The organism is Pseudomonas sp. EMN2 (genome assembly GCF_009650555.1).
GTDB classification, from domain to species: domain Bacteria; phylum Pseudomonadota; class Gammaproteobacteria; order Pseudomonadales; family Pseudomonadaceae; genus Aquipseudomonas; species Aquipseudomonas sichuanensis.
The window spans coordinates 1-24,171 of the sequence record NZ_VZZR01000048.1 but is presented as its reverse complement, the minus strand read 5'-3'; the positions used below and the strand labels follow the sequence as shown (position 1 = coordinate 24,171).

Genomic DNA, 24,171 nt, shown 5'->3' with positions numbered 1-24,171 from the left:
CTGCTTATCAGCTATCGGGCCATCAGCTGGATTCATCACGCCGCCGGAACCACCGGGTACGCCAGCTGGGGTGAGGAGCTATGAGCCAGCGTGACGAAGAATATGGTGAGCGGCTGGATGAGGCGTATTGGGAGGTGAATGCGGCGGCGTCTCGGTTGATCAGCTATGGCTGTGGGGTCAGTGCTAAATACCTGAGCGATCGGCGGTTGCGGATGCAGTTCAATCGGGAGTTGGCTTATTACGCGCGGCGGGTTTTGGACGATCTGTACCATCGAAAATCCAGTGCCGAGGATGCGCTCATTGAGTTGAGGAATGAGAGAGATAGGCTGAAAGCTCAGTCCGAACGCATCGCTATGCAAGCGATTGGAGTTGTTGGCGGAGCAGGTCAGGTCATTACCGGTGCCGGTATTTGTTATGGGTCGCTTGGGTTGCTGTGCGCAACCTTGGGGGCTCCAATGATTGCGCATGGAGGGAATAACATATATGAGAGTGCCAGGGGGTTGTATGAAGGTCGTGACGATATAGAGGGGCCGGTTAAGAAAGGCTATCGTGAAGTCTCTAAGATTTTGGGGTATACCGAGCGGGAGGGTACGTTAGCTTACTTGGCCAGCGATGCGGCTCTGTCGGTGGGCGCTCTGTTTCGGCCAGTTCTTAAAGCGGATGCATGGAGGCTCTACAAGTATTACTCCGTTGATAAAGAGGCTGCGATACGACAGATGAGCACGGCAGCGGGTGTTGTAGAAACAGCCACAACCGGTGCTACGGCATATCAGTTTAATAAAGAATACAAAAAATGAGTGTGTTTGAGTTTTTCCTGATCATCGTCGTAGATGTGCCGACTACGTTGCTGATCAGGCGCTATTTTTGCTCCGTGAAAAGTGGAGTGTTCCTTGTGGTGCTGGCCTATATTCATGCGGTTCTGGTGGGAGGTTTCTACATCACGCTTTTAAAGAGTGATGACGTGTTTTTTGTGAAAATCGAACATGGAGATAATTTCTTTCGTGACTTGATTTTTGTCAGTGTTGGGGTTTTTGTTATGGTAATGTTTCATGGTTGGTCTGTTTCTTCACGCTATAGATAGTCTTGTGGGCTGAGACTGCAGCTAATGCGCTCGCCGCAATTGTGATGTGTAGGGGGCAAAGTAAGTGACTATGACAGGTTTGCTGTTTTTCATTGGTCTAGATGTCTTGTTCACCCTTTTCTTTGCCAGGCTTTTGCTCCGCAGGGGAACGTTGGCAACTATAATGACGCTATTCAGCATAGTGATGATGGTTGTTTATTTGAAGCTGATTGGGGGTTCGGGTTTGATTAATTATTCGTTTGACTATGGTGAAGGGTTTGGGCAGGAGCTAAATATCGTGACGACTATAAGTGTTGCTATGATTTTGTTTTACGCTTGGTTTATATAGCCTTTTTCAGGTTGGCTCTAAAAATTGCCCCAGGCCAATTCACGAATAAGCTCATCTTAATAAAAGAGGTAGGGCAAGGCGCCCGAGCGTTGAGGCCGGGTCAAGCAGAGTTGTGACAATCTGCAACCAGCACAGGGCGGGTGCTATCGCAGGTCAAGCCCGCCCCCACAAACACGTGGGAGCGGGCTTGACCCGCGATAGGCATCACATCAGATGCGGAAACTGCCCACCAGTTGCTTCAGGCGCCCGGCCTGCTGGCTCAGGGCGTCGCAGTGGCGCAGGGTTTCGTTGAGGTTCTCCACCCCTTGCTGGTTCAGGGCGTTGATCTGGGTGATGTCCAGGTTGAGGCTCTCGACCACGGCGGTCTGCTCTTCGGTGGCGGTGGCCACCGACTGGTTCATGCCGTCGATCTCGCCGATGCGCTGGGTCACGCTGGCCAGGCGCTCACCGGCCTGGTTGGCCACCTGCACGGTCTCTTCGCTGGAGACCTGGCTGGTGTTCATGGTGTGCACCGCTTCGCGCGAGCCCACCTGCAGGCTGGTGATCATGCGGTGGATCTCTTCAGCCGATTCCTGGGTGCGGTGCGCCAGGTTACGTACTTCGTCGGCGACCACGGCAAAGCCACGGCCGGCCTCACCGGCACGGGCGGCCTCGATGGCGGCATTGAGCGCCAGCAGGTTGGTTTGCTGGGAGATGCCCTTGATCACGTCGAGGATCTTGCCGATCTCGTCGGTGCTGGCATTGAGCGTTTCGATCTGCTCGCAGGATTCGCTGATGCGCAGCGACAGGGCGGTCATCGCGCTGATCGCTTCTTCCACCACCGCACGGCCGCCGTGGGCCTGTTCGCTGGCGCCGCTGGCGTGTTGCGAGGCGTCGGCGGCATTGCGGGCGATCTCCTGGGTGGCGGCGCCCAGCTCGTTGATCGCTGCGGCGACGCTGTTGGTGCGCATGCTCTGCTCTTCCGAGCCGCTCAGCGAGGCGTTGGAGGCGCCCACGACTTTTTCCGACAGGTCATGCACCAGGCGGGTGGCCGAGGACACTTCGCTGATCGAGGCATGGATCCGCTCGACGAAACGGTTGAAGGCGGTGGCCAGTTCGCCGAATTCGTCCTTGTTTTCCACGGCCAGGCGGCGGGTCAGGTCGCCTTCGCCTTCGGCGATGTCCTGCATGGCACGGCCCATGGTGGTCAGCGGGCGCATCAGTACCGGGATCAGCAGGCCGAGCAGGCCGGCGATTGCGGCGACGGCGATGAGCATGGCGATGATTGCCGAGGTGCGGAACTGGCTCAGCGGGGCGTAGGCCTTGTCCTTGTCGATCGACAGGCCGATGTACCACTGCGCCGACGGCAAGCCTTGAACCGGGGCGAAGGAGATGATGCGATCCTTGCCGTCGAGGCTCACGTCCTGCATGCCGGGTTCGACGCGCAGCGGGCTGCCGGGGTAGATGTCCTTGAGGTTCTTCATCACCCGGTCTTTGTCCGGGCTGACGATGACCTGGCCATCGCGGTCGACCAGGAACGCATGGCCGATGCCGCCGAAGTCCACGGCGTTGATGATCTCGACCAGGGTGTTCAGGCTCAGGTCGCCGCCGACCACGCCCAGCAGTTCGCCGTTGGATTTCGCCTTGACCGGGATGGCGATGGTCACCACCAGGCCGCCGACCGACGCCTGGTAGGGCGGCGTCAGCAGGGTCTGGTTGGCGCTGACTGCCTGGGTGTACCACGGGCGCTGACGCGGGTCGTAGCCGTCCGGCATCTTCGCGTCAGGGCGCTGGGTGAACAGCCCGGTGTTCTGGCCGAAATAAGTGAACTGGAAGTTGCTGGTGTACGACGGCTGGTCGACCAGCCCAGGTACGTTGCTGCCGGCGCCTTGCTGGGCGATGTCCTGGGCCAGGTTTTCCAGCACCAGGATGCGCCCGCTCATCCAGTTCTGCACGCTGCTGGCGGTCTGCAGACCGGCCTGGCGCACTGATGACTCGATGTTCTGGCGGATGGTATTGCGCTGCAGGTAGTCGTTGTAGAGGGTGAACAACGCGAATGCCAGGACGACGACGCCGCAGGCACTGAGCAGGATCTTGTGGCGGAATTTCAGGTTCATGTTTCGAGACCTTGATTCTGGGAAGGGAGGGCGCCGCATGCTTGTGGCACGAGGGGCGGGGCCTGTTCCCGAGGTATCGGCCGTTTGCGCAAAATGTTGAAAGACTAAATGTCGCAGAGGTTGGCCGCTATGCCCTCAAGTGGTCACAAATCATTTCGCGGCCAGCAACGCCACCAGCGCCCTGGCCGCCTGGCCCATGGGCTGCTGCTTGAGCCAGAACGCGTGCACCGGCAGTTCCAGGGCGTTGCGGGTATTGCGAAAGTCCAGGCGTACCAGGCGCCCGGCCTTGATCAGCGGGGCGACCCGCGACAACGGCAGGTCGCCCCAGCCCAGGCCCGCTTCGACCATCTGCACGGCCAGGTCGAGGCTGTCGGTGCGCCAGTGCGAGGTACCGATCAGCGAACGTGGGTCGGCCAGCGGCAGGTCGCGGCTGCGCACCAGGATCTGGCGCAGCTGCACCAGGTCTTCGAGGTCACGGATGCGGCCCTCGACATAGGCAGGGTGTTGCGGTGACAGGGTAGCCACCAGCGATTCCATGGCGATGTGCTGGAAGCTGCGCCGTGGGTCGACCTGCAGCCCGGCAAAGGCCAGGCACAGGCTGACCCTGGCGCTGTCGAGCAGCTGCAGGGCGTCTTCCTGTGGCGCGGCCAGCAGTTCGATATCCAGCAGCGGATAGCGCTCGCCCAGGCGGGCGATGGCCGCGAGCAGCGGGCGCTGGTCGATGTCCGGGACTACCGCAATGGCCAGGCTGCTTTCCAACCCGCGCGACAGCTCCAGGGCGTGCACGCTCAGAAGCCCCAGTTGCTCAGCGATCAGCCGCGCGTGGGGCTCCAAGGCCTGGGCCTGGGCGGTGGGGCGCGCCTCTCGCGAGCCACGCTCGAACAGGTTGTAGCCCAGTTCGGCTTCAAGGTTGCCGATGGCCATGCTCACAGCTGATGGAACGCGCCCAAGCGCACGGGCTGCGGCGGAAAAAGAACCGTGATCGAGCACGGCGAGGAACAGCAGGATGGTATCGCTGGAAAAGTTCATGGCAGTCTCCTTTCAGTAAATCTGAAAGGTGCTGACTTTTTCTGTCAAGCTCGTTGAATCATTCTTGCCCACCTTCGACATTTCAGCGGTAAAGGTAATCCCGTGCAAGGACTCAAACGCAAACTGGTCTACGTGACTTTCTATGAATTGATCGGCCTGTGCATGTCGACCCTGGGCCTGGCCTACCTGTCCGACACTCAGGCCTCGCATACTGGCCCGCTGGCGGTGATGATTACCACCATCGCCATGGCCTGGAACTTGATTTACAACAGCCTGTTCGAGTGGTGGGAGAGCCGCCAGGCCACACGCGGGCGCAGTCTGGCCCGGCGGGTGGCGCATGCCATCGGCTTCCAGCTGACCCTGGTGGTGTACCTGATCCCGTTGATCGCCTGGTGGCTGGATATGACCTTGCTGGAAGCGCTGGTGGTGGATCTGGCGTTCATCATCCTGGTGCCGTGCTACACCTTCGCCTACAACTGGGCGTTCGATCGGATCTTCGGCTTGCCGACTTCGGCCATGGCGCCAGCGCCGGCCTGAAGATCCGGCTTGCCGGCGATGAGGCCGCTACTCACAACCGACCCACTCAAGGCGGCAAGCGAATCAAAAGCGGCGCCTGCTCCTGCAGTGGCACCCGGTTGGCGAGCAGGCTGTCTTCCACCTGCCCGGACAGGTAGTAAACCCCCGCCATGGCCCCGCTCTGGCGGTTCTCCATCAATTCCTGCCATTCCTCGTTCAGCGCCACGTTGAGGATCACCCGCAACTGCTCGATCATCTGCGGCTGCTCGCGGTCGTGGGAGAGCATGCCGTAGCCGGTCACCACCACCGAGATCATGGCCCCCGCCGCCTTGCCCACCGCGGCGGCGATGGCGCTGGCCGCCCCGCGCGGGGCGAGGCTGGCGCCGAGTTTCTCGCTGGCCTGGGTGGCCACCGACGACAGCCCTGCATCGGTCTGCCCCGGTGCCTTGGAGGCCTGTTGATGCAGCTGCTGGCGCAGTGACTGCCAGGCCGGCTGCTGCTCCAGCGACTTGGCTCGAAGCAACTGATAGAGCGTGGCGTTGCGCGCATCTGGCGGGCCGAGGGCGATGGCGGGGATACGGTTAAGGCGCTGGCTGAACTGCTCGGGTGGTGCGTTGTAGCGCTGGATGATCGCCGGCAGCTGCTGGCCCAGCAGCTGCAGATACAACTCGCTGGCGCGGTCGCGGATACCTTCGGGGTTGATCTGTTCGGCCACCGGGTCGATCACCCGCTGGTGGTACTGCTCCTGCAGGTACAGGCCCAGGCGCTTTTCGGGCGGCTCGTTGCCATTGCCGTTGTTCATCTTGTACCAGGCCACCTTGAGGGTGAGCCATTGCTGGGTCCAGTAGCCGGTGAACCAGGGGATGAAGTCGTTTTCGGTGCGTTGCTGCACCTGTTCCTTCCACACCCGCATCGAGCGTCGGGCGTAGTCGTTGGCCGAACCTGCGGCGGCGGCGGAGGCTTCGATGATGTCCTGGTCGATGCGTTGCCAGACAGCGGGTGGCAGGTTTTGCGGTGGCGGCGGGGCAGGGGGGTGTTTGCCGGCGCAGCCGGTGAGGGCCAGCAGGAGGCAGAGCGGGAAAATCAGGGGAAGTGATTTCACGCCGGTTGCCTCTGTGCAAAAGAAGCCGGGGATGGTTATCCGAGTATAGGTGTGTCGGCTGTATCGCGGAGCATGCAATCTCCCGTGGGAGCGGGCTTGCCCCGTGATGAGGGCGCTGCCTTCAACCCAACTGATCCAGGTCGAGCTTGGCTTCCAGGTGGTCCAGATGCTCATGCATCAACGCCAGCGCCGCGCCGCTGTCACCGCTCTCCACCGCATCGATGATCGCCGCGTGCTCCTGCCAGGCGCAGTGCTCGCAGCAGGGTGACTCATAGCGGGCGATGATCAGCGAGGTCATCGGCACCAGACCGTTGAGAAACCGCGCCAGCGGTGCGTTGGCGGCCATCTGCGCCAGCTTCATGTGGAATTCGCCACCCAGGCGGATCGCCGTGCAGCGTTCGCCTTGCTCATGGTGCTGGCGTTCGCGTTCGACCAGCTGGCGCAGCTGGCGGATCTGCGCCGGGCGCGCGCGCTGGGTGGCCAGGCCGATCAGCGTGGTCTCGGCCAGGCGCCGGGCGCTGAGCACCTGGCGCGCCTGCTCGGGGTCGGGGGCGGCCAGGTGCGCGGTGTGGCTGGGGCGCTGCACGATCACCTGCTGGTCGGACAGGCGCCCGAGCACCCGGCGGATCACCGTGCGGCTGACTCCGAAGGCGTTGCCCAGGGCCTGCTCGGGCAAGGCGCTGCCCGGTGGCAGGCGCTGTTCGAGAATGGCGTCGAACAGCCGGGGGTAGATCTGCTCCGCCGACAGGCGGGTTTCGCCGGCACCCAGCAGGGCAGGCAGGTACGGGGCGGCTTGGGCGCAGGTGGTCATGGTCGCTCTCCTGTTTCAGGTGCCTGGGTGTTCGTCCGGGATGTTCAGGGCGATGCCCATGCGCTCGCCCTCGGCGAGGATGTGCCGGCGCATCTGCAGGCTGGCCAGGGCGCTGTTGCGTTCGCGGATGGCACGCACCACCGCTTCGTTTTCGCTCAGGCGCGCGGCCAGGTGTTCGGGCGATTTGCGCAGCATCTCGGCGCTCTCTTTGAGGGCATTGCCGGTCTGCTGCACCACGCTCTGGAAGATCGGGTTGGTGGTCAGGGCGAACAGCGCCTCGTGGAAGGCGATGTAGGCGTTGACGCCCGCTTCGCTGTCACCGGCGTCGAGGGCTTCGCGCATGTCCATGAGGTTCAGGCGCAGCTGGCCAATGTCCTGGCTGCCGGCCGATTGCGCCACCAGCCCGGCGATGAAGGGTTCGAGGGTGTAGCGCAGTTCCAGCACGTCGGCCAGGCTGGCGGCGGCAACGGCCTCCGGGCTTTGCGCCTGCGCGGCGTCGGCGTCCAGCACCAGTACGCCCTTGCCGGGCATCGAGCGCACCAGGCCCAGGGTTTCCAGCACGATGACGGCTTCGCGCAGGCTGGGGCGGCTGATCCCCAGCTGCTCGGCCAGCTCGCGCTGGCCGGGCAGCATGTCGCCGCTGCGCCACTGGCCTCGGGCCAGGGCCTGGCGGAGTTTCTCCACCACGGATGTGACTACGGTTGAAGAGCTGATCACGGTTCGCTCCTTGAGAGGCGCTGCATTTTTGCGTTTGCCCGGCCGGCGCTGGGCGCCGGCCGGTTCAGGCTTAGAATTCCTGTTGATGGGGTTGGCCCTGCTTGCGGGGGGCGTGAGCGAAGCCAGGCTTGTTGGCCAGCACGTTGTGGGCGCGGTCCAGGTCGATGTCCTTCTCCCAGCGGGCGATGGCCACGGTGGCGACGCAGTTGCCGATGAGGTTGGTCAGCGCCCGGCCGATGCCCATGAACCAGTCCACCGCCAGCACCAGTACCAGGCCCACCACTGGGATCGCCGGCACTGCTGTAAGGGTGGCGGCGAGAATCACCAACGCCGAGCCTGGGATGCCGTGGGCCCCCTTGGAAGTCACCAGCGACACCAACAGGATGGTCAGCAGGTCGCTCATGGCCAGCGGCGTGCCGGTGGCGTTGGCGATGAACACGATGGCCAGGGTCAGGTAGATGGAGAAGCCGTCGAGGTTGAACGAGTAGCCGGTGGGGATCACCAGGCCGACGGTGGAGCTGCCTATACCCAAGTGCTCGAGCTTGCGCATCACCTGTGGCAGCACCGCATCGGAGGAGGCGGTGCCGAGCACGATGCTCAGTTCTTCACGCAGGTATTTGATGAAGGGCAGCAGGCGCAGGCCCGACAGGCGCATCACGGTACCCAGCACGATCAGCACGAAGCCGGCGCAGGTCAGGTAGAACAGCGCTACCAGACCGCCCAGGTGCTGCAGCGAGCTCAGGCCATATTTGCTGGTGGTGAAGGCGATGGCACCGAACACACCGATCGGTGCCAGGCGCACGATCATGCCCATGATGCGGAAGATCACGTGGCTCAGCTCGTTGATCAGCCGCGAGATGCCCGAGGCCGACTCACCCACCAGGTTCAGGGCGCTGCCGAACAGCACCGAGAACAACAGCACCTGGAGGATGTTGTTGTCGGCGAAGGCGCCCACCACCGAGGTGGGAATCAGGTCCATCAGGAAGGTAGTGGTGCTGTGGATATGCGCGCCACGGTCGGCCAGGGCGCCGGCGTCGGCACTGGAGAGCTGGTCGAGGTGGATGTTGGCGCCGCTGCCGATGCCGCTGGTAAAGGCGAATACCAGGCCGATCACCAGGGCCAGGGTGGTCAGCACTTCGAAATAGATGACCGATTTGAGGCCGATGCGCCCGACCTTCTTCAGGTCGCCGGCGCCGGAAATACCGCTGACCACCACGCAGAACACGATCAGGCCGATGAGCATCTTGATCAGCTTGATGAAGCCGTCACCCAGGGGTTTGAGTTGCAGGGACAGGTCGGGGAAGCTCAGGCCACAGGCAACGCCTAGGGCGAGGCCGAGCACAACCTGGAGGAAGATCGAACGCGAACACCATTTGAGCATGGGAGGTATCTCGGGTCGGTGTCCTTGCCCCCCAGCCACACGGAGCGAAAGAGTGCAGGACTTAATTATTGTGGTCTTACCGGTTTGTTCACTGCGAGGGTCATGTAACGCCTAAATTTGCCTTATTGCAAGATTTTTCGGCCTTACCGGTCAGACCAGTTGTGGTGCGTTGACCGACGGTCTGCTCTGCTGTGGTGCGCGTGTGGATTTCAGGATTTTGCGAGGACCTGATCGATAGCGACGATCAGTTTGCCCAGGTCCTTGGGGGGCGCTCTGTGGATGGCACGGAAGAGGTAGGCGCGCTGCTCTTCTTCGTCGTCCGGCTCGGCGAAGAAGGTTTTAAGTCTCACCCCCAGGACATCGGCAAAGCCGGTCAAGGCCTCGATGCTGGGGGTGTAAGTGCCGGTTTCGAAGCGGCTTATGGTCTTGGGGTCGAAACCGGTCAGTTCGCCCAGTTGCGCTTGCGTGAAGCCCGCCAGTTTGCGGTAGCGGCGCAGGGCAGGACCGAGGCCAGAACTCGTCATCGCTCAATTCCCATTTAGAATCAAGCACTTAACGATATCTATCCGCTTAGTGCAACGCCATGATTCATCACCTTTATTTGCAAAGTGTGATGGAATTCGTAGAATCGCCAGCTTTGACTGATCAGTCATTCAAGTATCCATCCAGGGGGAAACGGGCCCTTTCGGACCGCGACACGCTGCTGTTGGTTACTTTGAGCTGATCCAGGATGAACCGTTCCGATGCCCCGACATCCTGTCTGGTCGCTCGTCGGGCCGTTCGCGAATGGAGTTGCATCGTGCGTCTGAACCTCCCGGTCAACCCGGTCGAGCAAAGTTTCCCCGAACACCAGCGGCTGATTTCGGCCACCGACACGGCCAGCCTGATCACCTACTGCAACGCTGAGTTTGCCGCCGTCAGCGGCTACAGCCAGGCCGAGCTGATCGGCAGCCCGCACAACCTGGTGCGCCACCCCGACATGCCCGAGGCGGTGTTCGAGCTGATGTGGCAATACCTCAAGGCCGGCCAGAGCTGGATGGGTATCGTCAAGAACCGCTGCAAGAACGGCAATTTCTACTGGGTCAGTGCCTACGTCACGCCGATTCTGGAGAACGGCCGGGTGGTCGGCTACGAATCGGTGCGCGTGCGCCCCAGCCGTGAGCAGGTAGCCCGGGCCGAGGCGCTGTATGCCCGGTTGCGGGCGGGCAAGGCAGCCTTGTCGCCCGCCCGGCGCCTGGCGTTGCTGCAGCGTGCCATGGCCGTGCCATTGCTCGCCGGCGCGCTGGCCATCGGTGCCAACCAGCTGTGGCCGGGCCTGCCGGCCCAGGGGCTGACCCTGGCGTTGTTCGCCGGTGTCGGCATCTGGGCCCAGAGCCGCATGCGTCGGTATCTGCAGGGAATCGCCAAGGGCGCCGGCAACACCTTCAGCGACCCGCTGGTGGCGTTGACCTACAGCGACCAGGCCGGTGCCGCCGGGCAGCTGGAGCTGATCCTGATCAGCGAAGAGGCACGCCTGAAAACCGCGCTGACCCGCCTCAGCGACCTTGCCGCACAGATGGCCGATGCCGCGCAGGATGCCGGGCGCTTGTCGCGCGGTACCGAGTTGGCGCTGCTCGAACAGCGCGCCGAAACCGACCTCACTGCCACGGCCATGACCGAGATGGCCGCCTCCATTGGCGAAGTGGCCGGCCATGTGCAATTGACGGCACAAGAGGCGCACACCGCGCACCTGCTGGCCGAGCAGGGCAGCCAGGTCGCCGATGCGACGGGCGCGGCCATTCGCGGGTTGGCCGACACGGTTGGGCAGATCAACCAGGCGGTCAACGACCTGGCCGGTCAGACCGGTGCCATCGCCGAAGCCGCCGGGATGATCCGCGCCATCGCCGAGCAGACCAACCTGCTGGCGCTCAATGCCGCCATCGAGGCGGCCCGCGCCGGCGAACAGGGGCGTGGCTTTGCGGTGGTGGCCGACGAGGTGCGCGCGCTGGCCGACAAGACCCGCCAGTCCACCCTGCATATCCAGGCGATCATCGACACTCTGCGCAGCGGTGCCGAGCAGGCGGTGAACATCGCCAGCCAGGGCATCGACGGCGCAGGCCAGGGCGTGACCCAGGTCGCCCTGGCCCAACAGGCCTTGCAGGGCATCCGCCAGGCTGTGTCGCGCATCAGTGACATGAGCCAGCAGATGGCGGCGGCTTCACAGGAACAGTCGGCAGTGGCCGAGGATGTCTCGCGGCAGATCAACGGGGTGGCCGGCACGGTGGTGCAAAGTGCTCGTCACGCCAACGCCGCCGCTTCGCGAGGTGCCGAACTGGAACAGGTGTGCGCCGGATTGCGCGCCCTGGTGGAGCGCTTCAACCGCTAGGTTGCCAAGGTTATGGATGACAACTATCGCGCAGCCGTGGATGCGGCTGCGATCTTTTCCGAGACCGACCTGCGTGGCCGGATCACTTACGTCAACCAGCAGTTCTGCAGCATTTCCGGCTACAGCCGCGAGGAGCTGCTGGGGGCCAACCACCGCATCCTCAATTCCGGCCTGCATGAGCCGAGCTTCTTCCTCGACATGTGGCGCGCCCTGGCGGCCGGCCGGGTGTGGAAGGGCGAGATATGCAACCGGGCCAAGGACGGATCGCTGTACTGGGTCGACAGCACCATGGTGCCGCTGATCGACCCGCACACCGGCAGGGTACGCAAATACGTGTCGATCCGTTTCGACGTCACCGAGAAGCGCCAGCTGCTGCACACACTGCAGTGGCGGGTCGGTCATGACGTGCTGACCGGCCTGCCGAACCGCGCCTACCTGTCCGACCTGCTCAACCAGGCGTTGGCGTTTTCCCGGCGCGAGGATGTGCCGCTGGCGGTGTGCATGCTTGATCTGGACGGCTTCAAGGCGGTCAACGATGGTTACGGCCATGCCGTCGGCGACCTGTTGCTGGTGCAAGTCGCCAAGCGGCTGCAGGGCATCCTGCGTGGCGGCGATGCGGTGGCGCGCCTGTCCGGTGACGAGTTCGTGCTGATCCTGCGTTACGTCCAGGGGCCGCAGCAGTTGCAGGCGGCGTTGCAGCGGGTGCTGCAGGCGCTGGCCGCGCCCTATTCGGTCCGTGAGCATTCATTGACCCTCAGCGCCAGCATCGGCGTGACCCTGTACCCCCAGGACGACGAAGACACCGACACCCTGGTGCGCCACGCCGACCAAGCCATGTATGTGGCCAAGCAGCGCGGGCGCAACCGCTATCACCTGTTCGATGTGTCCCAGGAGCAGGAGCTCAAGGCCACCCACCAGACCGTGGCGCGGGTGCGTCGGGCCTTGCGTGAAGGTGAGTTGTGCTTGTACTACCAGCCCAAGGTGAACATGCGCAGTGGCCAGGTGATGGGTTTCGAGGCGCTGCTGCGCTGGCTGCATCCCTCGAAAGGGCCGGTGCCCCCCGGGGATTTCCTGCCGCTGGTGGAGCAGACCGACCTGATCGTCGAGTTGGGCGAATGGGTCATCGACCAGGCCCTGAGCCAATTGCAGCAGTGGCGCTTGGGCGGATATGACTGGTCCGTCAGCGTCAATATCGCCGCCCGGCAGTTGCAGCGCGGTGACTTTGCCGAGCGCCTGGCCCAGTTGCTGGCGCGTCATCCTGGAGTACCGCCTGCGCGGCTCGACCTGGAAATCGTCGAGTCGGTGGCGATCGATAACCTGGCCCGCGTGGGCCGCTGCCTCGACGCCTGCCGCGCGCTCGGGGTCAGCTTTTCGCTGGATGACTTCGGTACCGGCTTTTCTTCGCTGAGCTACCTCAAGCGCCTGCCGGCGCAGACCATCAAGATCGACAAGTCCTTCGTGCGCGACATCCTTCATGATCATGACGACCTGGCGCTGACCACTGCGGTGATCGGCCTGGCAAGGGCATTTGACCGCACCGTGATCGCCGAAGGGGTGGAGAGCGTGGAGCATGGGCAGGTGCTGATGGGGCTGGGTTGCGAGCTGGGGCAGGGCTACTGCATCGCCCGGCCGATGCCTGCGCAAGGAGTGGTGCAATGGGTGGCAGGGTACCAGCACCCAGAGCAGTGGCGGTAACCCTCGCCATGGGCGTGGCACGCGCAGGTGCGTGCCACGCCCGTCAGGTCACGGGTGGTAGACGTTGACCATGACCTCGGTCAACTCGCTCAGCAAGGCACTCTCATCGACTTGGCGGGCGCTGAGCAACAGCTCGGCGGCGCGCTGGTAGAGCGCACCTTCGTTCGGGTAGCGCGCGGACACCAGGTCGACGCGTTGGACAGCGCCGTCGATGCGCCAGTGCAGGCCGGGCACAGCGCCCAGTTCTCCCTCCAGGGCATCGATGTAGGCCGGCGGCACCGCGGGGCCGGTATAGACGCCAGCGGTGTCCGAGGCTTCGCTGAGCGAGTCGAAGTAGTGGGAAGCGCCTTCCCAGCGAGCCTGCAGCGTTTCCCAGGCTAGTGGGCGCAAGCGCCGCACCCAGCTCTGCCAGAAGCGCTGGTGGACGGCCCAGTCGATCAGGGACGAGGCGTCGGTGCCCGCCAGCACGGCATCGCCCAGGCGTTGCAGGGTCGCTTCGTTCAGGTGCGCCAGCATTGGGAAGCGCATGAGCTGCGGCTGTGCCGGCAAGCCCAGCCGCTCCCTGAGTCGGATGCGCGCAAGCAGCGCCATTTCCAGCTCGTCGGGGTGGTCGCTGGTCAGTTCCTGGTCGCTGATGTCATCGTCAGGGTGAAGGGCCGGGGCCGTGTCACTGGCTGAGTCATGACCGTCGGCCCGAAGCGCGGTACGCCTGGCCCTGCGGGCCTGGTAAAGGGCACCGATGCGCTCGTCCAGCACGCGTTGGCGCAGCAGGCCCAGGATGCTTTGCACCGCGACCTGTTCGTCGGCGCCATCCGCTGCGGCAAGGTTGACCATCTGCCACAACGTCACTTCGGTCTCGACTTCCTGGAACAGCAGGATGGCCTGGTCCACGCACTCCTCGGTAGCATCGTTGAGCAGGTCGATGATCTGCTGCTGGACCTGCGCCCGTCCCCAGCCGCCCTCGACGGCGCCGGCTTCGTCCATCGCCAGCAGTTGCAACACGCGCTGCATGCGCTGGGTCATGGTGGTGGGCGCGCTCTGGAAGTCCAGGGTGTCGGGCAGCCGTTGCAGCAGGTCGTAGAGTGGTCGCCACTGCGGGTCTTGGGCAGTGCTGTTGATATGCAACTGAAGTTCTTCGGGCCAGTCGGCCGCCCACAGGTGGCCTTGGCCGATCGGGGCGGTGACCGTGAAGCCTGCGTCGCTGAGGTTGCCAAGGGCTGTGTCGCTGAAGGGGTTGCCATTGAAGGCGTAGGCGATGCCCGGGTGGCGTTCGCGTACTGCGCGAGCGTAGGCCGTGTGCAGCAGGTCGGGTGCATCAATCAGTTCGTTGGTGCTCAGGTCCAGGTGGCGCAGCGCCAGCGGCTCCTGGTTCATCAGGGCCTCGAGCCCCATTGGCCATTGGTTGATAGTGGTCAATTCCAGGTCCAACTGCTGCAGATGCGTCCAGCCAGTAAGGTCGGGGGCCAAGCCCAGGGGGTTTTCATAGAGCACCAGCATCTGCAGGCGATCGAGACCGGCAAGTGCAGTACGTGCTGCCTCGTCGAGCACGATCGCGTTCTGCCCCAGGCTCAGCCCGCGCAAGGCTGGCCAGCGATGCAGGGCCTGGAAGTGTTCGGCGGTCATCACCAGTTCGTTGAGGTCGGCCTGGAACCAGGCCAATGACGGCAACGTCGACAGGCGTTCGAGCGTGGCTACCGACAGGCCGCGAATACCGTCGGTGAGGTTGAGGCGTTGCAGGTGTGTCATGCCGGCGAGCAGCCCCAGGTTGGCTTCATCGTTCAGATCGAAGTTGTTTTCCGACACATCCAGCCTTTGCAGTTCGCCCATCTCGGCGAGGGCTTGGGGCAAGTGCCCGAGGTTGTTTTCCGCCAGGTCCAGCAGTCGCAGACGAGGAAACGCGCCGAGGAAGGAATTCAGGCCGCTCATGTCGATGGCGTCGAGTCCATTGATGCTCAGCAGGCGGACGTGGGGCAGGCGCACCGGGAGGGTAGGCAGGCTGTCCAACCCGGCCCCTTCGATCACCAGGTTGATGTCGTCGAGGTTGTCATGAGGGCCCTGGGCGCTTTCTCGCCGCCAGGCGCTTCGAATGCGTTGGGCGGCCGTTTCGCGCAGCGCGCGTTGCTGCTCGATGGCGCCGATCAGCAAGCCTTCCGGTGCATGCACCCAGCGCTGCAACGCCGCATCGAGCTGGCGGTACTCTGCCTGCAGGGTCTGCAGCAGGCGCGCGAACGCGCCCGGCAGTGGCCCGGCCTGGTGGCGCAGGCGCTGGCGCAGCATTTCACGGTCACCCTCCGGCGTGGCTGGGTAAAGTTGGTCGAACAGTTCGTCGTCGTTCAACGCGCCCTGGCCGCGGCCACTGAGCACATAGCCGATGCGTCGCTCGCCGGGCAGTCGGGTTGGCAGGCGGTACATCGGGCGAACCGAGGCCATGCCCAGGTCCCTTGCGGCACGGCGACGGTCGCTGGCCGCCAGTTCGAAGAGCCTGTCGCGCAACTGCGCACCATCGTGGATGTCCAGGCCGATGGCGTCACGCGCCTGGTCGGGCAAGGCACGCAACAGGGACCGGTACAGGTCGTCGTACCCGCCCAGCTCCAGGCCCTTCTCGTCGTAGGGCTTGTAGCCCTCGTTCGTGCGCACCAGGACCTTGGTGGGGTTGCCCGGCTTGCCAGCGGCGCTCAACAAGTCACCTTTGGCATGGGGGGCATGCAACTCGACACGCACCGTGTCGGACCAGCCTGGCAGTCGCTCGAGCGCGGCGAGTGCCAGTGCGTCCCTGTCCGTGGCATTGCCGGTGTGTTGATGGAAGCGCGCCAGGGCCTTGGTAATACGGCTCTCGCGCAGATACAGGCGTGCCGTTTCAGCCATCCTCAACGGTAGCCGACCCGTCTGCTGCAACCGGGTGAGGTCAGCCGGGCTGGCCTGGGCGAGGATCTCTTCGCGGCATCCAGCGCTGAGCGCGGGGAAGTCGCGAGCAAGGGCGGCTTCCAGCGGTTGCGCGGGTGTTGCTGCCATGGGCGTTGCGCCGAGTGCTTCCAGGCTGTCGCGCATCAGGGCCGGCACGGGCCGGTGGTCGACGAGGATCCGGCGCATGGCCGCGGCATCGTAGCCGCTGCAGCGCAAGGCCTTGGCCAACGTGGCGGTGGCCAGCCCATCGGTTTGCGGCCCCACGTGCCTGAGCAGGGTGTCGGCATCCCAGGCCAGGGGGCGGTCGTGCTCCAGCAGCCAGGTGCCCTGGCCATTGCCCAGCAGCGCTGGTCGATGGTTGTGGCCTTCGGCGGGGGCCAGGCGCAGGGTACCGTCTTCGTCCTGAGTCAGGGGCAGCGCCAGGCCGTCGCGCTCCAGCCACTGTTTTCCCTGCCAGACGTGCAGGCCCTGGGCGTTTGCGGCTCCTCCCGGGGGCCAGGGGCGGGGACGGGAAAAGGCGGCCAGCTCGCCGTGCCAGAGCTTCTGCGCGCCATCGGCGCCGACCTGCTGCCAGGCATGCAGGATGCCTTGGGGCTCAATGAACCGAGAGGCCGCGCCCAACACCGCGACTTGTGCGAGGTTGGTGATCACGTTGAACAAGTGACCGATGGCGGCATCGGCATCATCTTCATTGGCGGCGTGTACGCCCTCGATGAATTCGTCGACCAGCTGCGCGCCACCGATCACCAGCATTACTTCACCCAACCCAGGCACGAAAGAGGCGGCCACATTGAGCAAGTTCAGTCCGGCGGCCAGCCAGCTCTGCAGGTGAGCCAGCAATGCTGCGGCATCACGTTGGGCGACAGGTACCGCCAGGGTGGCGGCGTCCTGCAGGCGTCGTTCGACCTCGACCCGCGCATGCTCGGTGAAGGCGTCTTTTGCCCAGGGCGTGAATACCAGCTCCAGTCGGGCGTTCTTGTCGAGGGTTTCCTGCCAGAGGTCGGTGGGCGCCGGGAAGGCACGTTTGAGCCAGCTGAAGCGATCGCCCTTTTCCAGTACCGGCGGCGTCGGGTGTAGTTCGGCATAGGGATAGCGGGGATACAGGACCGCGCGTAACCGGGCGGCGAACTGCGGTCGCTCCGCCAGGCTGATGTAGCGGCTGAAGAACTCGCGTTCCTCCTGCTGCCAGAGCATCCGGCTCAGCGCCCGGGTCATGGCTTGTGCCGAGGGGTACTGGCGCAGGGGCTGGTGAGGATGGCCTGGCAGGTACAGCACGCACATCTGGGCTTCGTCCGCGTCGACCTTGGTTTCCAGGCGCATCAGCAGTGGCCCGTTCAAGGGCAGGCCGAACAGGCTCAGGTAGCCGCAACTCAGAGGCAGGGCGGCGCCTGCCTGCTCGGCAAGCAGCCGTTCGGCCAGCTGGCTGCCGTGTGCATCCAGGTGACCCTGCAGCCTGGCCTGCAGGGCGTGTGCGGCAAACGCGGCGAGCGCCTGCTGGCGCAGCAGTTCACGGAAGCTGTCGGTATCGATGTGGTCGGCCAGGTGATAGCGATAGCGTTGGCCAAGATCAAGATTGCGTACACCGCTGACGAACGTCGCAGCCTGCTCGGCGGGGCGTTTGTCCAGACCGCTGGCAGTGTCGAACAGGCTGATCCTTGCGCCCTCGTCGAAGTTCTGCAAGGCCGCTTCCAGCCAGGTGTGCTCGTTGCCGTCGACCCACACGCGGCCTTCATCCAGTCCAGGCAGCGCCTGGCTCGCGAACCAGCGCGGCAATGCTTGCTCCAGCAGGGGGCGGCAGAATGCTTCGATATCCTGTATCGGCTCCAGCGCGCGCTTGAGGCGGCGCATCGCCGTATGGCTGGCCTGGATTCGTCGCTTGAGGCTGCGAAGGTCGTCGGCGCTTGCTGCCGAGGCCCATGTGGGCAGGCGTTGGTGAATGAAGGCGAGGTGAGGGGAAAGCGGGGATTGGGTCATTGATGCGGCTCCGTGAAAGGGAGCCGCGAGATTAATCATCAAAGGCCGGGCGGCCGGGTTACATATCTGGTACCCGGCCGACGGTGAATCGGTCTAGACCTGTGGGGCGGTGCTCTTGACCGAAGCGAGCTCCGGATGAGCCACCAGCTTGTCGATGTGCAGCTCGTCGTTGTTCATCCAGGTCTCGGTCAGCACCCGGTAGTGCTCCATGTCGCGGCAGCGCATGCGCAGGCTGTAGTCGAAGTGGCCGCTGATCAGCTGGCATTCGTACACCTGCGGGCAGGCCCGCACGGTGGCTTCGAAGGCGCGCTGGGCCGAGCGCCCACTCTGGTTGGACAAGGCCACCAGCACCAGCAGCGACAGGCCCGGGGAGACCTGCTGCAGATCGATGATCGCCCCATAGCCGCGGATCACCCCGCGCCGCTCCAGCTTGCGCACCCGTTCCAGGCAGGGCCTGGGGGTCAGGTGCACGAGGGTGGAAAGTTTCTCGTAGGTGATCCGTCCATGGTGGCGCAGCACGTCGATGATGGCCTCATCGATGCGGTCCAGCGGTGCGGCGGCGGGAGTTGTGGCCTTGGTATCCATATACGGCGTGACTTCACTTGAGGCGATTGGAGAGGAACTGCCGCAGGCGCTCGCTCTGTGGCTGGTCGAGGATTTCGGCGCTGCCGTGCTCTTCGACCAGGCCCTGGTGCAGGAACAGCACCTGGCTCGAGACCTGGCGGGCGAAGCCCATTTCGTGGGTGACCATGAGCATGGTACGTCCTTCCTCGGCGAGCGTCTGTATCACCTTGAGCACTTCGCCGACCAGCTCGGGGTCGAGCGCCGAGGTGGGCTCGTCGAACAGGATGATTTCCGGCTCCATGGCCAAGGCGCGGGCGATGGCCACGCGCTGCTGCTGGCCGCCTGACAGAAACGCCGGGTACTGCTCGGCGGCGCGTGCCGGCAGGCCGACCTTGTCCAGGTACTTGCGCGCCCGTGCTTCGGCTTCGCTGGCGCTGATGCCCAGCACCTTGCGCGGCGCCAGGCAGATGTTCTCCAGCACCGTCAGGTGGCTCCACAGGTTGAAGTGCTGGAACACCATGGCCAGGCGTGTGCGCAGGTTCTGCAGCTGGGCCGCTGGCGGGGTGCCCTTGCTCAGGTCGAGGGTCTGGCCGTCGAGGGTGATGCTGCCGGCGTTGGGCTGTTCGAGGAAGTTGATGCAGCGCAGGAAGGTGCTCTTGCCCGAGCCGCTGGCGCCGATCAGGCTGATCACGTCGCCCTTTCGGGCCTGCAGCGATACGCCCTTGAGCACCTGGTGCTCGCCGTAGTGCTTGTGCAGGCCGTCGACGCTGAGCTTGATGGCGCCGGCCTGGGCATGGCTGCCTGGGGCCTGGGCGAAGTGGGTGAGTGGCAGTGCGGTAGCGGTCATCGGGTCAGCCTCGGGCAGGGTCAAGGAAGCGCATCCAGCGGCGTTCAGCCAGTCGGAACAGGCCGACCAGGGCGAAGGACAGCAGCATGTACAGCAAGGCGGCCACGCCGAAGGCCTGGAAGGTCAGGAAGGTCGCGGCGTTGGCGTCGCGGGCCACCTTGAGGATGTCGGCGACGGTGGCGGTGAAGGCCAGGGAGGTGGCGTGCAGCATCAGGATCAGCTCGTTGCTGTAGGCCGGCAGCGAACGGCGCAGGGCTGCCGGTAGCACCAGGAACAGGTTGAGCTTCCAGCCACGCAGGCCATAGGCCTGTGCCGCCTCCAGCTCGCCGGCGGGCAGGTTGCGGATGGCCCCGGCGAAGATCTCCACGGTGTAGGCGCAGGTGTTGAGCACGAAGGCCAGCAGCGTGCAGTTGAGCGCGTTGCGGAAGAACTGGTCGAGCAGCATGTGCTCGCGCACCACCTGCAGGCTGTAGAGGCCGGTGTAGCAGATCAGCAGCTGGATATAGAGCGGCGTGCCGCGGAACACGAAGGTGTACAGCTGCACCGGCAGGCGCAGCCAGGCATGGTGCGAGGTGCGCGCCAGGGCCAGCGGCAGCGAGAGCAGCAGGCCCAGCAGCATGCTGACCACGAACAGCCACAGGGTCATGGTCAGCCCGGAAATCCCGCTGCCATCGTTGTACAGGTAAGCCGGGCCGTATTGCTGAAGGAGTTCGATCATCGCGCCAGCTCCTTGATGCCGATGTTGTAGCGCCGCTCCAGGCGTTTGAGCAGCTGGTTGGACAAGGTGGTGATGACCAGGTAGACCAGCCCGGCGATGCACAGGAAGAACAGCACGTCATTGGTGGTCTTGCCGGCGTTCTGCGCGGCCTTGACCAGATCGGCCAGGCCAATGATCGACACCAGCGCGGTGGACTTGAGCAGCACCAGCCAGTTGTTGCCCAGCCCCGGCAGGGCGAAGCGCATCAGTTGCGGGAACAGCACCAGCCAAAACCGCTGCGCGCGGCTCAGGCCATAGGCGGTGGCGGCTTCCAGCTGGCCGGCCGGCACGCTGAGGATGGCGCCGCGGAAGTTCTCGGTGAAGTACGCGCCGTAGATGAAGCCCAGGGTGATCACCCCGGCGCCGAACGGGTCGATTTCCACGTAGTCCCAGCCCAGGGCCTCGGTCAGGTCGTTGAGCCAGATCTGCATGCTGTAGAAGATCAGCAGGATCAGCACCAGGTCGGGGACGCTGCGGATCAGCGTGGTATAGAGGGTGGCCGGGATGCGCAGCAGTCTGGAGCGTGACAGCTTGGCGCTGGCACCGACCAGGCCCAGCAGCAGGCTGACGGCCAGCGACAGCAGGGCCAGCTTGAGGGTCATCCAGGTGCCCTGGGCCAGCAACGGGCCGAAGCCCTGCAGGCCGTGGGAGAGGAAGTCGTTCATGACAGGGATCTCGCGGGGAGGCCATCGCGGGGCAAGCCCGCTCCCACGCAGTGGTGAGCTCGTGGGAGCGGGCTTGCCCCGCGATCAGCGCTGTAGGTCACTCGTTGTAGATGTCCAGCTCGCCGACGTACTTCTTCTGGATCGCGGCATAGGTGCCATCGGCGTGGATCATGGCGATGCCTTTATCGAGCAGGGCCTTGAGCTCCGGGTCGGTCTTGCGCAGGCCCATGGCGATGTCCAGCGGCAAGGACGGGTCCTTGATCGCCGGGCCGCTCTTGAAGTCGGCGCCTTCGGGCTTGGAGAGGAAGTTGAGCTGGGCTTCGAGCTTGTCGGTGACAGTGGCGTCGAGACGGCCATTCATCAGGTCGGCGTAGTTCTGGTCCTGGGCCTGGTAGGCCTTGACCTGGGCGCCCAGCGGTGCCAGCACGGCGCGGGCATAGGCTTCCTGCAACGAGCCTTGCAGCACGCCGACCTGCTTGCCCTTGAGCGATTCGACGGTATCGCCGAAGCCTGCCGACTTGCGCACGATCACCGAGGTGGGGCTGAGGAACAGGCGGTTGGTGAAATCGATCTGTTTCTGGCGTGCCGGGGTGACGGCCATCGACGACATGATGGCGTCGAACTTGCGCGCCCGCAGGGCGGGAATCATGCCGTCGAATTCGTTGTGCACCCAGGTGCACTTGACCTGGAGCTTTTCGCAGATGGCGTTGCCAAGCTCGATGTCGAAGCCTTGCAGGCTGCCATCGGCGGCGACGGATTCGAAGGGCGGGTACTCGGGGTAGACGCCAAAGCGGATCTCGGTCCACTCCTTGGCCTGGGTAACGGTGGTGGCGCACAACGAGAACAGCAGCACGCCGAGGCGTTTTCGTAGGGTGAGCATAGGTGTAGGTCCCTGGGTGTTGTTATTGGAAGTAGGGGCAGTGCAAGCGTGAAGCTCTGTAACTGTTCTTGTGGGTGACTCGTTGGTCGCGGTCAGAATGCGCGAGGTAGAGCGGTTTTTTGTGTCGTTTGCCTGCGCGCACGGGGCCGGATTCGGCTGTTGAGTGCCTTGTTGCAGCCGAATCGGCTGTTGCGACAAGGATTTATGGAAGTGCGACAGCGGTTTCTGTCATCGCGGGGCAGCGCTGGCCTTGCGTTCAACCGCCGCCGGCTGCAGCAGGGCAAACAGATCCTTAGGATTGGCCAGCTCCGGCACCAGATTGATGTCATGGCCAATGTCCAGCGCCTTGGCCACATCCAGCACGTAACGCAGCGCCGAGTAGTCCTCGATGGCAAAACCGACCGAGTCGAACAGGGTCACCTGCTCGGCGCTCTCGCGCCCGGCCGCGATCCCTTCGACCACCTGCCAGAACTCGGTGGTCGGCGAATCGGCCGGCATCTGCTGGATTTCGCCTTCGATGCGGCTCTGCGGTTCGTACTCGACGATCACCCGGGCCCGCTCGACGATCTCGCGGTGCAGCTCGGTCTTGCCCGGGCAGTCACCGCCCACGGCGTTCAGGTGCATGCCAGGCTCGATCATTTCAGGGGTGAGGATGGTGGCGTAGGCCTTGTCGGCGGTGACCGTGGTGACGATGTCGCTGCCGCGCACCGCATCGGCCACGCTGGCGGCGATGGTCAGTTTCAGCTGTGGGTAGCCGGCCAGGTTGGCCGCGAGTTTTTCCGAGGCCGCGCGGTCGATGTCGAACAGGCGAATCTCCTCGATGCCCAGCAGGGTGTGGAAGGCGATGGCCTGGAACTCGCTTTGCGAGCCGTTGCCGATCAGCGCCATGCGCTTGCTGTCCTTGCGCGCCAGATAGCGGGCGGCCAGGGCGGAGGTGGCGGCGGTGCGGATCGCGGTGGTCAGGGTCATCTCGCTGAGCAGCACCGGCGCGCCGGTATCGACGTCACCCAGGGCGCCGAAGGCCATCACCGTGAGCAGGCCGTCGTGGGTGTTCTTGGGGTGACCGTTGACGTACTTGAAGGCGTACAGGCTGGCGTCGGACACCGGCATCAGCTCGATCACCCCGTCCGGCGAGTGGTTGGCCAGGCGTGGGCATTTTTCGAAGTCGTGCCAGCGCAGGTAGTCCTGGCGGATGTACTCGGCCATTTCTTCCAGGCAGGTGGGCAGGCCCTTGCGGTTGACCAGGCGGGCGAGGTCTTGCACGTCGATATAGCGGGTCATGGTGAATCTCCTTTGAGGTCAGTGGCGCGAGGGCAGGTGGACTTCGGCGAGCATGCAGCGCGCGCTGCCGCCCCCGATGCGTTCGATATGGTCGATGTTCACTACCAGCGGGTGGCTGTGGCGCTCGACCTGGCTGCGCTGGCCGGCGTCCAGCGAGCGCCAGGCGCTGCGCGACATCACCAGCAGCGAGCGACCGTCGCGGTCATGCACTTCGAGCATGTTGCCGGCGAAGTTCTCCAGCTGGTCGTGGTTGAGCGCCAGCACCTGCTTGCCGGTGTCGCGCAGCGAGTGTTCCAGGGCCTGGCGCTCGCCGGCGTGGGGCAGGGCGTCGAGGCACACCACGGCGAGCTGGCGACCGACGTTCATCATCACGTTGCTGTGGTAGATCGGCGCGTGCTGGCGGTCGACGGCGTGGAACAGGCACAGGCGGTAGTCGAGCTGTTCGGCGAACTGGCGCAGGGCCTGTTCGTGGGTGCGGCCGGAGTGGCAGGCATAGCTGATGCGGTGTTCGCGATCCAGGACCATGCTGCCGGTGCCTTCGAGGAACAGATTCTGCTGTTCCAGCGGGCTCAGATCGACGGTCTGTTTGATGGTGAAACGTTCGTCCAGTGCCCGCAGCACGCCCTTGCTGCGCTCCAGACGGCGGTTCTGGCCTTCCATCGGGTAGAGCACCAGGCTGCCGTCGGCGTGGCTGCTCCACCAGTTGTTGGGGAAGATCGAGTCGGGCGTGTGCGGCTCGGGGGTGTCCTGCACCACCAGCACCTCGACGCCGTGCTGGCGCAGGCTGGCGACGTAGCCGTCGAACTCTTCCAGGGCCTTGGCGCTGGCGGTGTCAGGGTCCAGTGGGGCCTGCTGGAAGCGGTTGTTGACGGCGGTGTCCGGGTTGAAGGCGAACCGCGCCGGGCGAATCATGAGGACGGTATTTGTTGTTTGCATTGGGCACGCATCCACGGGTGGGCTGTGTGACTATTGTCGGGCGGATCAGGGCGAAATCCCGGCTGAAGCGCGCGGGGTGGGCGGCGGGTTCAGCTGAAATGGCGGGTTTGGCAGCGGAATCTGTTGTGCTGGCTCTATCGCGGGGCAAGCCCGCTCCCACGGTCTGGACTGCCCCCAAAAAGTTGGACAGATTAGCTGGCGGCCTGGGCCCTGTACTCGACAGGGCTCAGGCCGTTCAGTTT

General features: G+C 64.3%; 20 protein-coding genes and 2 pseudogenes. 6 read left to right on the top strand and 16 right to left on the bottom strand.

Annotated elements, in window-relative coordinates; translation table 11 throughout:
* Positions 1–80: 80 nt before the first annotated feature.
* Together F6X61_RS15400 and F6X61_RS15395 are read left to right on the top strand one after the other, a co-directional pair.
* Positions 81–797 (top strand): DUF4225 domain-containing protein, encoded by a 717-nt coding sequence (locus F6X61_RS15400; RefSeq protein ID WP_153787341.1) that lies wholly within the window; start codon positions 81–83, stop codon positions 795–797.
* Positions 794–1,081 carry a hypothetical protein gene (locus F6X61_RS15395; protein WP_153787340.1) on the top strand — a complete coding sequence of 96 codons (288 nt, stop codon included), beginning with the start codon at positions 794–796 and terminating at the stop codon, positions 1,079–1,081. The genes F6X61_RS15400 and F6X61_RS15395 overlap by 4 nt, the downstream gene beginning before the upstream one ends.
* A 537-nt stretch (positions 1,082–1,618) precedes the next feature.
* Here the strand turns inward: F6X61_RS15395 and F6X61_RS27650 are convergent.
* The 3 genes and pseudogenes from F6X61_RS27650 to F6X61_RS15385 form a co-directional block, all read right to left on the bottom strand.
* Positions 1,619–2,359: a methyl-accepting chemotaxis protein gene (locus F6X61_RS27650; protein ID WP_371923713.1), complete on the bottom strand. Its 741-nt coding sequence runs from the start codon at positions 2,357–2,359 to the stop codon at positions 1,619–1,621.
* 114 nt (positions 2,360–2,473) lie between these two features.
* Positions 2,474–3,505 (bottom strand): annotated as a pseudogene (locus F6X61_RS27645) (cache domain-containing protein); the annotation flags it as partial.
* Positions 3,506–3,655: 150 nt separating this feature from the next.
* The gene (locus F6X61_RS15385) at positions 3,656–4,534 is read right to left on the bottom strand and encodes a LysR family transcriptional regulator (protein WP_153787339.1); all 879 of its coding nucleotides are present in this window, start codon (positions 4,532–4,534) and stop codon (positions 3,656–3,658) included.
* A gap of 102 nt (positions 4,535–4,636) precedes the next feature.
* On the opposite strand from F6X61_RS15385, the gene F6X61_RS15380 reads away from it, so the two are divergent.
* Entirely contained in the window at positions 4,637–5,071 is a 435-nt protein-coding gene (locus F6X61_RS15380; protein WP_153787338.1) for a PACE efflux transporter, read from the top strand.
* 46 nt (positions 5,072–5,117) lie between these two features.
* Here the strand turns inward: F6X61_RS15380 and F6X61_RS15375 are convergent, their stop codons facing one another.
* The 5 genes from F6X61_RS15375 to F6X61_RS15355 all read right to left on the bottom strand — a co-directional run bounded on the left by F6X61_RS15375 (position 5,118) and on the right by F6X61_RS15355 (position 9,585).
* A complete protein-coding gene (locus tag F6X61_RS15375) occupies positions 5,118–6,152 on the bottom strand; it encodes a hypothetical protein (RefSeq protein ID WP_256671370.1) in 1,035 nt (344 codons plus the stop codon).
* Between the two features lie 121 nt (positions 6,153–6,273).
* Positions 6,274–6,963 (bottom strand): GntR family transcriptional regulator, encoded by a 690-nt coding sequence (locus tag F6X61_RS15370; RefSeq protein ID WP_153787337.1) that lies wholly within the window; start codon positions 6,961–6,963, stop codon positions 6,274–6,276.
* A gap of 15 nt (positions 6,964–6,978) precedes the next feature.
* On the bottom strand, positions 6,979–7,680 hold the full coding sequence (locus F6X61_RS15365) for a FadR/GntR family transcriptional regulator (protein WP_153787336.1): 702 nt from the start codon (positions 7,678–7,680) through the stop codon (positions 6,979–6,981).
* Between the two features lie 70 nt (positions 7,681–7,750).
* On the bottom strand, positions 7,751–9,061 hold the full coding sequence (locus F6X61_RS15360) for a C4-dicarboxylate transporter DctA (RefSeq protein ID WP_110994375.1): 1,311 nt from the start codon (positions 9,059–9,061) through the stop codon (positions 7,751–7,753).
* 209 nt (positions 9,062–9,270) lie between these two features.
* A complete protein-coding gene (locus tag F6X61_RS15355) occupies positions 9,271–9,585 on the bottom strand; it encodes a helix-turn-helix domain-containing protein (RefSeq protein WP_153787335.1) in 315 nt (104 codons plus the stop codon).
* Positions 9,586–9,791: 206 nt separating this feature from the next.
* On the opposite strand from F6X61_RS15355, the pseudogene F6X61_RS27640 reads away from it, so the two are divergent.
* The 3 genes and pseudogenes from F6X61_RS27640 to F6X61_RS15345 form a co-directional block, all read left to right on the top strand.
* Positions 9,792–10,142 (top strand): annotated as a pseudogene (locus tag F6X61_RS27640) (PAS domain-containing protein); the annotation flags it as partial.
* Positions 10,143–10,316: 174 nt separating this feature from the next.
* Positions 10,317–11,426 (top strand): methyl-accepting chemotaxis protein, encoded by a 1,110-nt coding sequence (locus tag F6X61_RS15350; RefSeq protein ID WP_371923712.1) that lies wholly within the window; start codon positions 10,317–10,319, stop codon positions 11,424–11,426.
* A gap of 12 nt (positions 11,427–11,438) precedes the next feature.
* Entirely contained in the window at positions 11,439–13,121 is a 1,683-nt protein-coding gene (locus F6X61_RS15345) for a bifunctional diguanylate cyclase/phosphodiesterase (RefSeq protein WP_153787333.1), read from the top strand.
* Between the two features lie 48 nt (positions 13,122–13,169).
* On the opposite strand, the gene F6X61_RS15340 is transcribed toward F6X61_RS15345, so the two are convergent.
* From F6X61_RS15340 to ctlX, 8 genes are all read right to left on the bottom strand, one after another.
* The gene (locus tag F6X61_RS15340; protein WP_153787332.1) at positions 13,170–17,999 is read right to left on the bottom strand and encodes a dermonecrotic toxin domain-containing protein; all 4,830 of its coding nucleotides are present in this window, start codon (positions 17,997–17,999) and stop codon (positions 13,170–13,172) included.
* A 93-nt stretch (positions 18,000–18,092) separates the two neighbouring features.
* On the bottom strand, positions 18,093–18,584 hold the full coding sequence (locus F6X61_RS15335) for an Lrp/AsnC family transcriptional regulator (protein ID WP_153787331.1): 492 nt from the start codon (positions 18,582–18,584) through the stop codon (positions 18,093–18,095).
* 13 nt (positions 18,585–18,597) lie between these two features.
* Positions 18,598–19,410, bottom strand: a complete 813-nt coding sequence (locus F6X61_RS15330) for an ABC transporter ATP-binding protein (RefSeq protein ID WP_256671371.1) — start codon at positions 19,408–19,410, stop codon at positions 18,598–18,600.
* Positions 19,411–19,414: 4 nt separating this feature from the next.
* Positions 19,415–20,128 (bottom strand): histidine ABC transporter permease HisM, encoded by a 714-nt coding sequence (hisM, locus tag F6X61_RS15325; RefSeq protein ID WP_153787330.1) that lies wholly within the window; start codon positions 20,126–20,128, stop codon positions 19,415–19,417.
* Entirely contained in the window at positions 20,125–20,832 is a 708-nt protein-coding gene (locus F6X61_RS15320) for an ABC transporter permease (RefSeq protein WP_153787329.1), read from the bottom strand. The genes hisM and F6X61_RS15320 overlap by 4 nt, the downstream gene beginning before the upstream one ends.
* Before the next feature lie 97 nt (positions 20,833–20,929).
* Positions 20,930–21,712, bottom strand: a complete 783-nt coding sequence (locus tag F6X61_RS15315; protein WP_153787328.1) for an ABC transporter substrate-binding protein — start codon at positions 21,710–21,712, stop codon at positions 20,930–20,932.
* A gap of 228 nt (positions 21,713–21,940) precedes the next feature.
* Positions 21,941–22,993 (bottom strand): ornithine cyclodeaminase, encoded by a 1,053-nt coding sequence (locus F6X61_RS15310; protein WP_153787327.1) that lies wholly within the window; start codon positions 22,991–22,993, stop codon positions 21,941–21,943.
* A gap of 18 nt (positions 22,994–23,011) precedes the next feature.
* Positions 23,012–23,929, bottom strand: a complete 918-nt coding sequence (gene ctlX, locus F6X61_RS15305; protein ID WP_153787326.1) for a citrulline utilization hydrolase CtlX — start codon at positions 23,927–23,929, stop codon at positions 23,012–23,014.
* Between the last annotated feature and the right edge of the window lie 242 nt (positions 23,930–24,171).